The sequence below is a fragment of the Klebsiella sp. K5-306 genome (genome assembly GCF_051835185.1).
In the GTDB taxonomy this organism is placed as follows: Bacteria; Pseudomonadota; Gammaproteobacteria; order Enterobacterales; family Enterobacteriaceae; genus Klebsiella; species Klebsiella oxytoca.
The window spans coordinates 235,852-250,597 of sequence record NZ_JAIFJY010000001.1; the positions used below are offsets into that span (position 1 = coordinate 235,852).

At 57.2% G+C, this 14,746-nt stretch carries 11 protein-coding genes; 8 read left to right on the forward strand and 3 right to left on the reverse strand.

What is annotated here, in order from left to right; genetic code table 11:
- Nucleotides 1-49 precede the first annotated feature (49 nt).
- Nucleotides 50-964, reverse strand: a complete 915-nt coding sequence (gene ldcA / locus K2184_RS01180) for a muramoyltetrapeptide carboxypeptidase (protein ID WP_004103238.1) — start codon at nt 962-964, stop codon at nt 50-52.
- 95 nt (nt 965-1,059) lie between these two features.
- On the opposite strand from ldcA, the gene emtA reads away from it, so the two are divergent.
- Nucleotides 1,060-1,671 carry a membrane-bound lytic murein transglycosylase EmtA gene (gene emtA / locus K2184_RS01185; RefSeq protein WP_016808276.1) on the forward strand — a complete coding sequence of 204 codons (612 nt, stop codon included), beginning with the start codon at nt 1,060-1,062 and terminating at the stop codon, nt 1,669-1,671.
- Nucleotides 1,672-1,773: 102 nt separating this feature from the next.
- Here emtA and K2184_RS01190 read toward each other — a convergent pair whose 3' ends face one another.
- Nucleotides 1,774-3,480: an alpha,alpha-trehalase gene (locus K2184_RS01190; RefSeq protein WP_163524856.1), complete on the reverse strand. Its 1,707-nt coding sequence runs from the start codon at nt 3,478-3,480 to the stop codon at nt 1,774-1,776.
- A 508-nt stretch (nt 3,481-3,988) separates the two neighbouring features.
- Here K2184_RS01190 and K2184_RS01195 point away from each other — a divergent pair.
- The 7 genes from K2184_RS01195 to K2184_RS01225 all read left to right on the forward strand — a co-directional run bounded on the left by K2184_RS01195 (nt 3,989) and on the right by K2184_RS01225 (nt 13,924).
- Complete coding sequence (locus K2184_RS01195; protein ID WP_163524858.1) at nt 3,989-5,347, forward strand: glycoside-pentoside-hexuronide (GPH):cation symporter; 1,359 nt, start codon at nt 3,989-3,991, stop codon at nt 5,345-5,347.
- Between the two features lie 102 nt (nt 5,348-5,449).
- A complete protein-coding gene (locus tag K2184_RS01200; protein ID WP_004103222.1) occupies nt 5,450-6,841 on the forward strand; it encodes a carbohydrate porin in 1,392 nt (463 codons plus the stop codon).
- 83 nt (nt 6,842-6,924) lie between these two features.
- Nucleotides 6,925-9,705 (forward strand): beta-glucosidase, encoded by a 2,781-nt coding sequence (locus K2184_RS01205; protein WP_163524860.1) that lies wholly within the window; start codon nt 6,925-6,927, stop codon nt 9,703-9,705.
- Between the two features lie 275 nt (nt 9,706-9,980).
- Nucleotides 9,981-11,420 carry a circularly permuted type 2 ATP-grasp protein gene (locus tag K2184_RS01210; protein ID WP_004113694.1) on the forward strand — a complete coding sequence of 480 codons (1,440 nt, stop codon included), beginning with the start codon at nt 9,981-9,983 and terminating at the stop codon, nt 11,418-11,420.
- Complete coding sequence (locus tag K2184_RS01215) at nt 11,414-12,343, forward strand: alpha-E domain-containing protein (protein ID WP_163524862.1); 930 nt, start codon at nt 11,414-11,416, stop codon at nt 12,341-12,343. The genes K2184_RS01210 and K2184_RS01215 overlap by 7 nt, the downstream gene beginning before the upstream one ends.
- A complete protein-coding gene (locus tag K2184_RS01220) occupies nt 12,340-13,155 on the forward strand; it encodes a transglutaminase family protein (RefSeq protein ID WP_004103213.1) in 816 nt (271 codons plus the stop codon). Before K2184_RS01215 ends, K2184_RS01220 begins: the two co-directional genes overlap by 4 nt.
- A gap of 16 nt (nt 13,156-13,171) precedes the next feature.
- Nucleotides 13,172-13,924, forward strand: a complete 753-nt coding sequence (locus K2184_RS01225) for a proteasome-type protease (RefSeq protein WP_163524865.1) — start codon at nt 13,172-13,174, stop codon at nt 13,922-13,924.
- Here the strand turns inward: K2184_RS01225 and K2184_RS01230 are convergent.
- Nucleotides 13,909-14,676, reverse strand: a complete 768-nt coding sequence (locus K2184_RS01230) for an AraC family transcriptional regulator (protein ID WP_049591838.1) — start codon at nt 14,674-14,676, stop codon at nt 13,909-13,911. The genes K2184_RS01225 and K2184_RS01230 overlap by 16 nt on opposite strands.
- Nucleotides 14,677-14,746: the final 70 nt, after the last annotated feature.

Sequence of the window (14,746 nt, forward strand, 5' to 3'; positions counted from 1 at the left end):
CACCATTTTAACAATCCGACGCCGATCAGGATATGCGTTAGAGGAATTTTTATTCTGTCAGTACCGGGTGGCCGCTGATGCTCAACGTCGTGGCAGAGGCGTTGTTGACCAGCAATGCTCTGGCGCCAAGCGGTAGGGTGACCGTGCGCTGCTCGTGGCCAAAATCCAGGCCGCTGATGACCGGAATGTTAAGCTGCTGGCGAAGGTAGTCGTATACCATCGGCAGATCGTATCCGGCATCGTAGTCGTTGGCGACAGCGCCGGTAAAGCTGCCGAGGATAATCGCCCGCTGGCGCGCCAGAATACCGCTATTAAGCAGCTGCAAGAGCATACGCTCAACGCGGAAGGGATGCTCGTTAATATCCTCCACAACCAGAACCCCGTCGCTAATCTTCGGCATCCACGGGGTACCGATAAGCGAGGTCAGCATCGCCAGGTTGCCGCCCCATAGCGTGCCGCTGGCGCGACAGTCGGGCCCCTCGCCGTGCCATTCAAGCGTAAACGCCGGGTTGCGCAGGGCCTGCCAGAAATGGTGTTCGGTAAATTCATTAAGCGCTTCGGCGCCAAAGTTTCCCGCCAGCATCGGCCCGCTAAAAGTGATTATGCTACCCTTTGCCAGCAGGCCCATCTGGATGGCGGTGAAATCGCTGTGGCCGCAAATGAGCAGCGGATCCTGCTGCTGACGGGCAATGAGCCCCTGCCAGTCAATTTGCGGCAGCAGGCGAGTCGCGCCGTAGCCGCCGCGTACCGCCAGCACGATACGGTTTTTGCCGTCGAGGGCGGCGAGCTGGTTAATATCGGCAAGGCGTTGGTTCTCAGTCCCGGCAAAGCGCAGTGCCCGGCGGGGAATGACTTCCTGGTGCGCCACCTGATGCCCGGCCTCCTGCAGACGTTGCACGCCGCGATTCGCCGCTTCCTGGTTGATGCAATAGCCGGAGGGGGCGATGAGATAAAACTGAGACATGACAATTCCTTGCTAAGAATGAAAGGGTTATCATGCCGCCTGGAGCGTTTATTGTCATCTCCGTGCGGCAAACTTCAGCCAATAAGGATAGATGTGTGAAATTGAGATGGTGTGTTTTTTTATTTGTATTGTTGGCCGGTTGTAGTTCAAAACACGATTATCGTAACCCGCCGTGGAATCCGGAAGTCCCGGTTAAGCGGGCGATGCAGTGGATGCCAATCAGCGAAAAAGCCGGCGCGGCGTGGGGCGTTGATCCCCAGCTGATTACCGCCATTATCGCCATTGAATCCGGCGGCAACCCGACGGTGGTCAGCAAATCCGGCGCGGTTGGCCTGATGCAGCTGAAACCCTCAACGTCCGGGCGCGATGTTTACCGGCGGATGGGCTGGAGCGGCGATCCTTCGGTGAGCGAACTGAAAAATCCCGAGCGTAATATTTCTATGGGGGCGGCCTACCTTAGCATTCTCGAGAACGGTCCGCTGGCGGGGATTAAAGATCCGCAGGTGATGCGCTATGCGGTGGTGGTTTCCTACGCCAACGGCGCGGGCGCGCTGCTGCGCACCTTCTCGTCTAATCGCCAGGATGCGATTGAGGAGATTAACGATATGGACGCCGATGATTTCTTTGAGCACGTGGTGAAGAAACATCCGGCACCGCAGGCCCCGCGCTATATCTGGAAGCTGCAGAAAGCGCTGGACGCCATGTAACGGGCGCTCCCACTGGCTTAGCTTGCCGGGGGTCATCAGCCCAGCCGATTCAGGGACAGTAAAGTGAGAAAGACGCGCGGCGGAGTCCCGCCGCGCGAAGGTTCACTGCGCGGCTTTTTTCTCCTCAACCGCAGCAGGCTGCGCCGAGCCGATATCGTCATTCGCCGCCGGGCGCGCGGTAGGCACGGAATCGCACGGCTTCTCTTTCGGGCACACCAGGTCCAGCATCTTCAGCGTGACGCCGTTGGTCCAGCCAAAGCCGTCCTGTAGCGGATACTCGCCGCCGCCGCCGCCGGTTCCCGTCGAACTGACATCATATTTTTCCACCAGCTTCTGTTTGCTGTCGTAAGTGTGCTGGACGTTGCTCAGGAAACGCCAGCTTACCTCCATCGCAATTTTTTGCTGGCCATATTTTTGCAAACCCTCCGCCGCGACCCACTGCAGCGGCGCCCAGCCGTTGGGGGCGTCCCACTGCTGGCCGCTATTCACCGTGGTGGTGGTCAGGCCGCCGGGCTTAAGTAGCCGCGTTTCGGTGGCGGCGGCGACTTTCGCCGCGCGTTCGCTGGAGGCGGCGTTAACGTACAGCGGGAACAGCGCCGCGGCGGTCAGCTGATTGCGCACCTTATGACTTTTAAGATCGTAATCGGCGTACCAGCCCTCTTTATCATTCCACAGGTAGTTTTCCAGCGCTTTCTGGCGGGCATTGGCTAACGCGTCATACTTCGCGGCTTTGGTCGAGTCTCCCGCCGCTTTGCTGGCGCGAGCGATGGCTTTTTCCATATGGAACATCAGCGAGTTCAAATCGACCGGAACAATAGAGGTGGTACGTATAGTGCCGAGCTGCTGCGGGTAATCCATCCAGCGTGAGCTAAAGTCCCAGCCGGATGCCGCGGCAGAGCGCAGATCGCGGTAGATTTCAGTCGCCGGACGATTGGGGTTATTTTTGGCGGTGGTCACATCGTCCAGCCAGGATTCCGGGCGCGGCGTGTCGTTATCATCCCAGTAGCGGTTGAGCAGCGCGCCGTCGGCCATGCGCACCACGCGCTTGCTGGCGCTGCCGGGCTGAAGCGCCTCAGCGCCATCCATCCAGTACTGGTACTCTTTCTCCATCTGCGGCAGCCATTTCTTGAGTGCCTCGTCGCCATCATGGGTGGCCAGCAGTTCAACCATAAACGGGAAGAATGGCGGCTGCGAACGGCTCAGATAGTAGGTGCGGTTGCCGTTGGGAATATGACCCCAGGCGTCGATCTCGGCGGCAAAGTTGGTCACCATATCTTCGATTTTATCCCAGTGGCCGCTCTCAGCCAGGCCAAGCATGGTGAAGTAGCTATCCCAGTAATAGACTTCGCGAAAGCGTCCGCCGGGCACCACGTAAGGTTTTGGCAGCGGCAGCAGCGAATCCCATTTTTCTACTTCAACGGTACTGCGGGTCAGCACTGGCCAGAGTCCATTGATATGCTGGCGCAGGGTTTGCCCTTTTGGCGGAACGTACTGGTCGTTTTCCTGAGGCAGGGTAAAGTTAAGCTCGACAAAGTGCCGCAAATCAAAGCTGGTCTGATTTTTCTGCATACGATAATCGGCAAGGATCATCAGCGGATCGCCGTTAGGGATGGCGTCAGCGAACGTTTTCTGGTCAGAGAAAAGTTTGGCGCTTTGCACGTCGTTAAACAGCGGTCCGAGCAGGATATCGGGCGATTGCGGGGTAGGGCGGGTCTCTTCAGCCTGAGCCGTCAGCGTCGCCAGAGCGACAAATGCGCCCCCGAGCGCCAGACGAAGGGTTGCGGGGCGACGGGAAACCGGACTCGTCATAAATTGTTCTCCTTATCATTGCAGACTATGTGCCACTGCATTCGGCCATCAGAAAACCTTAGACGAATATCCGCCGCTGCGCGTGTCCGAGGTAACATTTTAAGTGAAAACAGTGTATTTACCGGGCATCGCTCTGTTCCGCGCCGACAAAATATTGGCGATTAAAACAGTGCTGTCTTGTATGGTACTTCGGGGGGCGCTGAATATCTGATAATTGATAAAAAACATAATCCGTGAATAAGAAAAATAAATAGACAAGCGGCATGGTATTCCTATATGGCATTTTTATCGGCTCATCCCTGTCGCCTGAAAAAAGTTAGCGAAGTATTAAAACATGTGATCTGCCAAACAAAAAACCGGGTTCTAATACCATTGAAGGCTGACAGGATCACATAAATAAAAAAACATAAATAATTAATAAAAAAACATAATGGCATCTGTAGGAGGGAAAAGTAAAAAATGCAGACTTTACAGAAACCGGTTTCATTTTTTCGTAAAGGAGTGATGTATGTCTGCTGGCGACAAAATTTCTGTCAGAGAAAAAGTAGGTTACAGCCTGGGGGACGCAGCGAGCCATATTGTATTTGACTCCTCCGTTGCCATCTTAGCCTACTTCTATACCGATATTTATGGTCTACCGCCCGCCGTGATGGGGACGATGTTTTTGCTGGTTCGTCTGCTGGATGCGATTACCGATCCGATTATGGGGGCGATTGCGGATGCCACCTCAACCCGCTGGGGGCGCTTTCGTCCGTGGCTGCTGGCGATATGCGTCCCCTTTGCGGTGAGCTGCGTGCTGGTTTACTCCATACCGTCTTTCTCCGACTCGGGGAAAGTGGTTTATGCGGTTGCGGCATATATATTTATGACGTTGATGTACACCGCCATTAATATTCCTTACTGCTCGCTGGGCGCGGCGCTGACTTCCGATCCGCGTGAAAGCCTCTCTCTGCAATCCTGGCGTTTTGCCATCACGCCGATCGGCGGGGCGCTCGGTACCGCGTTTATTCTACCGTTGGCTGACTTTCTCTATCCGGGCGACCGTGCGACCGGTATTCAGGTGTCGATGGCAATATTTGGCGTGATCGGCTGCCTGATGTTTATCACCTGTTTCGCCACCACTAAAGAGCGCGTTCAGCCGATTAAAGAAGAAAATCTGAATATTGCCCGCGATGTGAAAATTCTTTTCCGCAACGATCAGTGGCGTATTCTCTCCGTTTACAACTTTATGATGCTGGTTGCCGTGGTGATTCGCGGCGGCGCCGTCGTTTATTATGTTAATAGCGTGCTGCACAAAGGCGCCGACGTGATTACGGTATTCATGCTTGGTGGGATGTTTGCCTCCATGCTGGGCTCGGTGCTGGCAAAACCGTTCGGTACGCGTTTTTGTAAAGTCAGACTCTCTTTCTGGATTAACCTGTTGACCGCTGCGCTGGGGGTCGTGTGCTTTATTGTACCGGTGCAATATTGGCTTCTGGTGCTTGGGGTCCATATTCTGATCTCCATTATTCAGGGCGGTAACGGCGCGCTGCAGTGGTCGATGATTACCGATGTGAACAACTACGGCGAATGGAAAACCCAGCGGCGTATTACCGGTATGAACGTTGCAGCCAATATCTTTGTGATAAAACTGGGCGTCGCCGTCGGTGGGGCGATCCTTGGCTGGATATTAGCCTATTACCATTACGCCGCTAACACCACGGTACAGCCGGCTTCCGCCGTACAGGGGGTGGTGCTGTTATTCACGCTGGTACCTTCTGTTTTTTATGTTCTTACCGCAGTCTCTATTAAATTCTATGGCTTAACTGAAAATAGAATGAACGGCATCGTTGATGATTTGAAAAACGGAACTTTTGCTGAATCCTGATTAAACACTAAAAAAGTGCAAGGGCTATCTGATTTATTGCCTCCGGATAGCCCGGTGGTATCCGGGATGACATATACAATAACGTAATTAGGGATGTTAAAAATGAAAGTGAAATATATCGCTCTGGTTATGAGTGCCGTATTTTCTGGCGGTCTGCTGGCCGCCCAAAATAATAACTCTGTGGATATTGAAAAACGGTTAGCACAGCTTGAACAGCGTTTAATTAACGCTGAACAGCGGGCCGCCGATGCGGAAGCGAAAATTCAGACGCTAACCCAGCAGCAGAACGTGGCGGCGAAAAATGCGCCAACCGTGAAGGTCGAGTCTGCGGAGCCCGTCGCACCGGGCGCGGCGCCAACGAAACTGACGCTCTCTGGCTATGGGGATATCAAGTTTTACGGCGATGTCGAATTCAACATGGACGGCGCCAGCAGCAGCGGTAGCCTGACGTCGGTAAAAACCTCTTCGAATAAAAACTGGGCGCCGGGTACTAAAGAACGTTGGGATATTAACGGCCGTATTCTGCTGGGCTTCGATGGTATGCGCAAAATGGATAACGGCAATTTCGCCGGTTTCTCCGCCCAGCCGCTGGCCGATATGACCGGTAAGATGAACCTTGATGATGCGGTATTCTTCTTTGGCCGGGAAGATGACTGGAAGGTCAAAGTTGGTCGTTTCGAAGCCTACGATATGTTCCCGCTGAATCAGGATACGTTTGTCGAATACTCCGGCAACACGGCTAACGACCTTTATAGCGATGGCTACGGCTATATTTACATGATGAAAGAGGGCCGCGGCCGTAGCAGCAGCGGTGGCAACTTCCTGCTCAGTAAAACGATAGATAACTGGTATTTCGAACTTAATAATCTGGTGGAAAATGGCAGCACGCTGTTCCGGGACTCCAGCTATCACGGCAATAACCTGGAAAATGAGAAAAACGTTGCCTATTTACGTCCGGTGATTGCGTGGAATAGCGGTCGCTTCTCTACCGCCGTCGCGATGGAAAAGAACGTCGTGAAGAATGCTTACGGTTATTACGACAATCGCGGCAGTTGGATCGACCAGTCGGACCGCACCGGCTATGGCTTGACGATGTCATGGAATGGACAAAAAACCGATCCGGAAGATGGGGTCACCACTAACCTGAACGTGGCCTATATGGATGCCTCCGATGAGAAGGATTTCACCGCAGCTATTAACTCCCTCTGGCATCGTTTTGAACTGGGTTATATCTACGCCCACAACAAAATCGACAAGTTCAACTCGGCTAATTATGTCTCTACTTGCGACGATGGCTGCTGGATCTCCAACGTGGGTGACTACGATATCCACACCATTCACGCGTCGTACCTGTTCCCCAATGTCATGGATATGAAGAACTTCAATATCTACCTTGGCGCTTACGCCTCGTGGATTGAAGCGAAACCAACGGATGGCGACAAACATGAAGACTCCCGCTACGGCGGCCGTCTTCGCTTCAAATATTTCTTCTGATCAAAGCCGCGCCCGCATTGCGCGGGCTCTGGTCAATATGCCATTACGCCTCCTGCGGAGGCTCGAGTTAACAGGACAACACCATGTATGACAGTAAAGCGGGGACCCCGCTGGAAGGGTTTGCCGAATTTGCCGCCGCCGCCGCTGCCGAGGGCGCGGTGCTGCTGAGAAACGATCGCGGCATGCTGCCGCTTGACGTTCAGCAGCCGGTTTCGTTATTTGGCCGTACGCAAATTGACTACTATCGTAGCGGTACCGGCTCGGGCGGGGCGGTAAATGTGGTGAGCCGAACCACCTTGTTGCAGGCCATGCGCGCGCGCAGCGGGGGGAAGCTCAATGAGCAGCTGGCCGCGCTTTACGAGACCTGGACGCAACAGCATCCTTTTGACAACGGCGGCGGAGGCTGGGCGGCTGAGCCCTGGTATCAGCAGGAGATGCCGCTGAGCGATGAGCAGATTCGTCAGGCCCGCGCCGTCTCGACCCAGGCGGTGATTGTCCTTGGCCGTACCGCTGGTGAAGATCAGGATAACGCGGATGTTGAAGGCGGATACCGGCTCACGGCCGATGAAATGATGCTGCTACATCAGGTCTGCCGCGAGTTTGACGATGTGGCGGTCGTGCTGAATACCGCCGGGCTTATCGATCTCGCATGGGCCGACGATCCGCTGCTGCGTACTCGCATTCGCGCGCTGCTGTACGTGTGGCACGGCGGCGCCGACGGGGCGCAGGCGGCTGCTTCGCTTCTCTATGGTGAGGTAACGCCATCCGGCAAGCTGGTGGGCAGCATCGTCAAATCGCTGGATGACCATCCGGCATCGCCCTGCTGGGGAGCGGAAGCGCAAAACCTCTATCAGGAGGATATCTACGTCGGCTATCGCTACTTTGAAACCTTTTGTCCCCAGCGTTTGCAGTTTCCTTTTGGGTTTGGTCTCTCCTATACCCGCTTCACCCTGCAATCGGCGCGAGCGGAAGCCTTTGACGACCAGATCCAGACGACCGTCACCGTAACCAACGACGGCGCGCGTTTTGCGGGCAAAGAAGTCGTCCAGATTTACCTTCAGGCGCCGCAGGGCGCGCTCGGGAAACCGGCCAGGGCGCTGGTGGCCTTCGCCAAAACCCGCCTGCTGCAGCCGGGTGAAAGCGAAACCTTAACGTTATCGATCCCGCTGGAGCGTTTTGCTTCCCTCGACGATAGCGGGGCTACCGGGCATCCCCATTGCTACGTGATGGAACCCGGACTGTATCGTTTATTGATCGGGAACAGCGTGCGCGATCTGCAACCTTTGCCGGTAGACGGAGAGGCGGGGTACACGCAGAAGACTCTGCGGATCCTCTCCCGCCATCAGCAGGTGCTGGCGCCAACGGTACCTTTCGTGCGCATTAGGCCCGCTGGCGATGGCGGCGATGGGCGCTACCAGATCGAATGGGAAGAAGTGCCGCGACGGAAGATTAACCTGCGCTCGCGTATTGAGGAGCGCCTGCCAGAGAGCATCACTCTCACCGGCAACCAGGGGCTTACCCTCAGCGACGTTGCGGAAGGGCGCGCGACGATGAACGCTTTTGTTGCTCAGCTGTCGGTGGAGGAGCTGGCCTGTCTGGTGCGCGGGGAGGGCATGTGCAGCTACAAAGTCACCCCCGGCGTCGCGTCGGCCTTTGGCGGAGTGGCGGACAGCCTGCTGGAAAAAGGCATTCCGCTGGCGTGTGCCGCCGACGGGCCTTCCGGTATTCGCATGGATAACGGTGCAAAGGCCACTCTGCTGCCCAGCGGTACGCTGCTGGCCTCCAGCTGGGACCCGATACTCGTGGAGCGTTTATACGTGATGGAGGGCAAGGAGCTGCTGCGCAACGGTATCGACCTGCTGCTGGGGCCGGGGATGAACATCCAGCGCCATCCGCTCAACGGGCGCAATTTTGAATATTTTTCCGAAGATCCGCTTATCACCGGGATGATGGCGGCGGCGGTGGTGCGCGGCATTCGCAGCGGCGGCGGCGTGGCGACGCTTAAGCACTTTGCCTGTAATAATCAGGAGTTCGCCAGAGCCACAGCGGACTCGGTAGTGTCGGAGCGCGCGCTGCGTGAAATCTACCTGAAAGGCTTTGAGTACGCGGTGAAATCCGCCGGCGCCAGCGCGGTGATGACCGCCTACAACCCGGTCAACGGTTACCAGGCGGCCTCCAGCTACGATCTCACCACCACCGTACTGCGCGAAGAGTGGGGCTTTCGCGGGATCGTCATGACCGACTGGTGGGCAACGATGAACGATCCCATCGATGGCGGCGCGGCGAGCACCCGCAACACCGCGGCGATGATCCGCGCGCAGAACGATCTCTATATGGTGGTCAATAATAACGGCGCGGAGGTTAACGCTGCCGGTGATAACACCCTGGCGGCGCTGGCAAAAGGGGAACTCACGCTCGGGGAGCTTCAGCGCTGCGCGATAAACATCCTCGATTTTATGCTGCAGACTCAGGCCTTTAAGCGTGGAGAGGCGCCCCGGGCGAATGTGATTCACCTGGCGGCAGAACCGGCCTGCGCCGCCGGCTGCGAGGGGGCAATTAAAATCGCCGAGCAGTCGCGTCTGCGCTATGACGAGGACCTGGTGCTGAGCGTTGAACAGGCGGCAGTCTACGATGTGCTGGTCAGCGTGTACGCCGACGGCGCGCCACTGGCGCAAACCGCCGGCAATCTGCTGCTCAATGACCAGTTCGTGGCAACGATACACACCCACGGCACGCTCGGCCGGGAAATGGTGCAGAAGCTGTGTCGGGTTGCGCTACAGCCGGGGAAATACCGCGTGGGGTTTGACGTTATCAAGCCGGGTCTGGTGGTGGAGTGGCTGGAGCTGAGGCGCGTTAACGACTAACCGTGGCAGACGTTCAGGTCGCGTGCGGCCTCTTCGCGAGCCGTTATCTGGCGACGGATGCGGGCTATCGACCCGCCCGTTAACGCGGGAGCGAACGCCCCAATTTGGTGCGATTCTGGCTGACGGCAGAGCCTGAACAAGCATAATAACGGGTTGTTTTTTTATTCAGATAAGCGCGGCGTTACGCTATGCCGCTGCGCTGTGCTACCTGGCATAATTAATGCTTATCTCTCCCGGGGATGACCTCAAAGTGAGTACAACCGGAGGAGACGGCCATGATAAAAATAACGCTTCCTGACGGGCATTATTATGATGAGATGCTTACCGCACAGGGAGAGCAGCGTCAGCACTATAACGCCTGGTGGCAATGGTTTCGCAGTACCGATCAATTCTCTATCCGGCAGAAAAAAGAGCAGGCGGAGCTGCTCTTTCACCGCATCGGCATCACTTTTAACGTCTACGGCGAAGACGAGGGGACCGAACGTCTGATCCCTTTCGACAGCGTGCCGCGCATTATCCCCGCCGGCGAGTGGCAGCGAATCGACCGCGGCATCCGCCAGCGGGTGAAGGCGCTCAACGCCTTTCTTTACGATATTTACCACGATCAAAATATCCTGCGCGCGGGACTGATCCCGGCCGAACAGGTGCTGGCGAATGAACAGTATCAGCCCTGTATGCAGGGGATAAACTTACCCAATAACACCTATGCCCATATCACCGGGGTTGATATGGTGCGCAACAGCGACGGCCAGTATTACGTGCTGGAGGATAATCTCCGCACCCCCTCCGGCGTCTCCTACATGCTGGAAAACCGCAAAATGATGATGCGGCTCTACCCCGAAATGTTCGAACAGCACCGTATTGCGCCGGTAGAACGCTACCCCAGCTATCTGCTGCAAACGCTGCGCGAAAGCTCGCCCGTGGACGACCCGTGCGTGGTGGTGATGACCCCAGGGCGGTTTAACAGCGCCTATTTTGAACACAGCTTTCTGGCCCAGCAGATGGGCGTTGAGCTGGTGGAGAGCGCGGATCTGTTTATTAAAACCGGGGCGGTGTATATGCGCACCACCGAGGGGCCGCGGCGCGTGGACGTTATATACCGGCGGATCGACGATGCGTATCTCGACCCGCTGGCCTTTCGCGCCGACTCTATGCTGGGCGTGCCGGGGCTGCTGTCGGTGTACCGCGCCGGAGGCGTGGTGCTGGCGAATGCCATCGGCACCGGCGTCGCCGACGATAAATCGATCTACCCCTTCGTGCCGGAGATGATCCGTTTCTATCTGGGCGAGCAACCGATCCTCAGCAATATTCCCACCTGGCAATGCCGTAAAGCGGAAGATCTCAGCTACGTGCTGAGCCATCTTGAGCTGATGGTCGTGAAAGAGGTTCACGGCGCGGGCGGCTACGGCATGCTGGTCGGCCCGCGCTCGACCAAAGAGGAGCGCGATGCGTTTCGTCAGCGTCTGCTGGCAAACCCGGCCAACTATATCGCCCAGGACACCCTGGCGCTGTCAACCTGCCCGACCTTTATAGAAGAGGGGCTGGCGCCGCGCCATATCGATCTCCGGCCCTTTGTCCTTTCCGGTCAGGAGATCCGCCTGGTTCCCGGCGGCCTGACGCGGGTGGCGCTAACCGAAGGCTCGCTGGTGGTGAACTCGTCGCAGGGCGGCGGAACCAAGGATACCTGGGTGATGGAGGAGGACGAATCATGTTAAGCCGCACAGCGAGTGAACTCTTCTGGATGGCGCGCTATCTTGAGCGCGCGGAAAGCTATGCCCGGGTGCTGGACGTGACCTGGAAGCTGTCGATGATCCCCCGCCACAGCCAGCAGTCGCGGGATTTAGGCTTGCCGCTAAATCTATCGCTGACCCATGAGCTGTTTCAGGCCCGGCACGCGCGTTTCACCATGAGCAACCTGCTTAATTTTTTCGCCCTCGATGGCAACAACCCGTACAGCATTTTTAGCTGCGTCGAGATGGCGTGGAACAACGCCCACGCGGTGCGCGGCAGCCTGTCGGCGGAAGTGTGGGAAAGCATCAACGCCACGCGTATTGAGCTGCGAAAACTGCGCCAGCAGGGGATCGGCGAGCTGGGCAACGACGCTTTCTTTGAGTGGGTAAAAGAGCGGGTTCATCTGTTTCGCGGGGCGATTCTCGGCACGCTGCTGCGTAACGACGCCCTGAGCTTTATCGGTATCGGGACGCTGATCGAACGGGCATCCGCCACCGCCCAGCTGCTGCTGATTAAGGATCAGCAGTTAAACAGCGATCCCGATCCGGTCCGCGAGTATTACCGGCTGGATACGCTGCTTAACGCGGTCAGCGCACGCGAGGCCTATAACAGCATCTACCGCCAGCCGGTCAGCCGCGAAACGGTGATGGAGCTGCTGATCCTGCGCAACGATGTGCCGAGATCGCTGCGAGCGAGCATTTCCGACCTCGTCGGGCAGCTGGAGCAGATTGCCAACGATCGTTCGCACCTGCCGCTGCGCCTGGCGCACCAGCTTAACGTCGACCTGCGTTTTAGCACCCGCGACGATCTGGCGCAGGCTGATTTGCAGGTCACCCTTAATGCACTGCTGGCGCGGATTAACGCGCTTTCCGACAGCATCAGACAAACCTATCTGGAGGCGTTATGAAACTGGTAATCGATCACCTGACCCGCTACGGCTACGATGAAGAAGTGAAGTTTTCAACCCAGTACCTGCGCCTGACGCCGCGCAGCAGCGGTCGGCAGAAGATCACCGCCTGGACATTAACCCTGCCGGACGGTTCCGCCGTCGCCACCACCGACGCGTGGGGCAACGTGCTGCACGTGCTGACGCTGGATAATCCGCATAAAGAGATTACCATCCGCGCCAGCGGGATCGTCGATATCGTGGAAGAGGGGGAAGAGATTGGCGCGGAGCCGCAGGAGCTGCTGTCGCCGCTGGTTTTCTTGCGCTGTACCCCGCTTACCCGCGCTGACGGCCCGATCCGCGAATTTGCCCAGCGCTGGTATCAGCCGGAGGCTCAGGAAGCGAGCCTGAACCGGTTAATGGCCGAGCTGCTGCTGAGAATGCCCTATTCGCCGGGCGCCACGCAGGTACAGGACTCGGCCGCCGACGCGTTCGCGCGATCGAAAGGGGTTTGCCAGGATCACACCCATGTGTTTCTCGCCTGCTGCCGGGCGCTGGCGATCCCGGCGCGCTACGTCAGCGGCTATGTCTACAGCGATAACGCCGAGCATGTCGCTATGCACGCCTGGGCTGAAGTATGGCTGAACGATCGCTGGCAGCCGTTTGATATCACGAACAATACCCGCCGTCTGAATCAGCATTTGCGGCTGGCGACCGGGCTGGACTATCTTGATGCGTGTCCGGTGCGCGGTACCCGCCTCGGCGGCGGCGGAGAAATTTTGTTAACTAACGCTGAGGTGCGCGAGCATTCACAACAGGCGCAGCAGCAATAACCGCAGGAATGAAACGATGACCTATTGCGTGGCCATGTGTTTGTCAGATGGACTGGTGTTTGCCTCAGACTCCCGCACCAACGCGGGAGTGGACCATATTGCAACGTTTAAAAAACTGCACGTTTTCCATCAGGATGGCGAACGCGTCATGGTCCTGCAGTCTGCGGGTAACCTGGCCACGACTCAGAGCGTGATTAGCCTGCTCAGCGCCCGCATTCGTACCCAGCAGGAACCGAATCTGATGCAGGTGACTTCGTTATACGACGCGGCGATGCTGATCGGCAAAACGTTGCAGGAGGTGATTCAACGCGACACCAGCAATCAGCAGAACTGCGGCAATACCAACTTCAACTGTAACCTGTTGCTCGGCGGGCAGATTGCCGGGGAAACGCACCGGCTGTTCCATATCTATCCGGAAGGCAACTTTATTGAAGCCACGCGCGACACGCCCTATTTCCAGATTGGCGAGAGTAAATACGGCAAACCGATCATCGACCGGGTCCTGTGCATCGATACCCCCCTTGAGCAGGCGATGTGCTGCGCGCTGATCTCGATCGACTCCACCTTGCGCAGCAATCTTTCGGTGGGACTGCCGCTGGACACGCTGCTCTACCGCAGCGGTAGCCTGAGCAGCGCCGGGCAGCATCGGATCACCGAAAGCGATCCCTATTTCAATACCATTCGCAAAGCCTGGTCCGAGGGGTTACAAAGCACCTTCCTGCAGCTGCCGCCGTTCACGCCGGGCGGCCAGGATCAGGGGGCGAAATAGCGTCCCGGCGTCATGCCGGTCATGGTGCGGAAAAAGTAGATAAAGGCGCTATCGCTGGCGAAATCAAGCGCCATCGCGGTATCGGTAATCCGCTGCCCGGTAGCCAGCATCTCAACTGCCTTCATTAATCGCCACTGCTGACGCCACTGCTGGTAGGACATACCGGTTTCGCGGCGGAACAGGCGGCTGATGGTTTTTTCGCTGGCGCCGCAGCGGGCAGCGAGCGTCCCAAGCGCCGGCGGTAGCGCATCGCCGGAAAGCTGCGCCAGCCGTTTATCCTGCGGCAGCGCCAGCATCATCGGCTCCTGGGCGGCGGCGCGAATTTCCGCCTGGCACAGGGCCGCGAGATGCCGCGCCGGCTCGGTTTCCCAGTCGGTATCCCAGGGGCTGGCGCTGATACGCTCTAAGAGTTCGCGCAGCAGCGGCACCACGTTGAGTATCGCCGCCTGCGTTGGCAATTGAGGGTAACGCTGCGGCTGAAACCAGACTGAACGATAATCGACAATATTTTTCATCTCCGCGCGATGGCTGATACCGGCCGGGATCCAGGCGGCGCGTCCCGGCGGAAGCAGGCACAGCAGCGCGCCATCGTCGAGCGTCAAACGTACGCATCCCTGACGGGTAAACAGGATCTGCGCCATCTTATGCTGGTGGCTGCCGGAGTCATGGTTACCCAGCGCCGACTGCACGCCAATCAGGCTTTTTATTAACGCATCCGGATCGAATGCCGCATCAGCGTCAAGCCAGGCCATAATGTCTGATTTCCGATATTTAAAGTCATTATGTTTATAATGTTCGATAAACGGCTTACCTACAATAGCG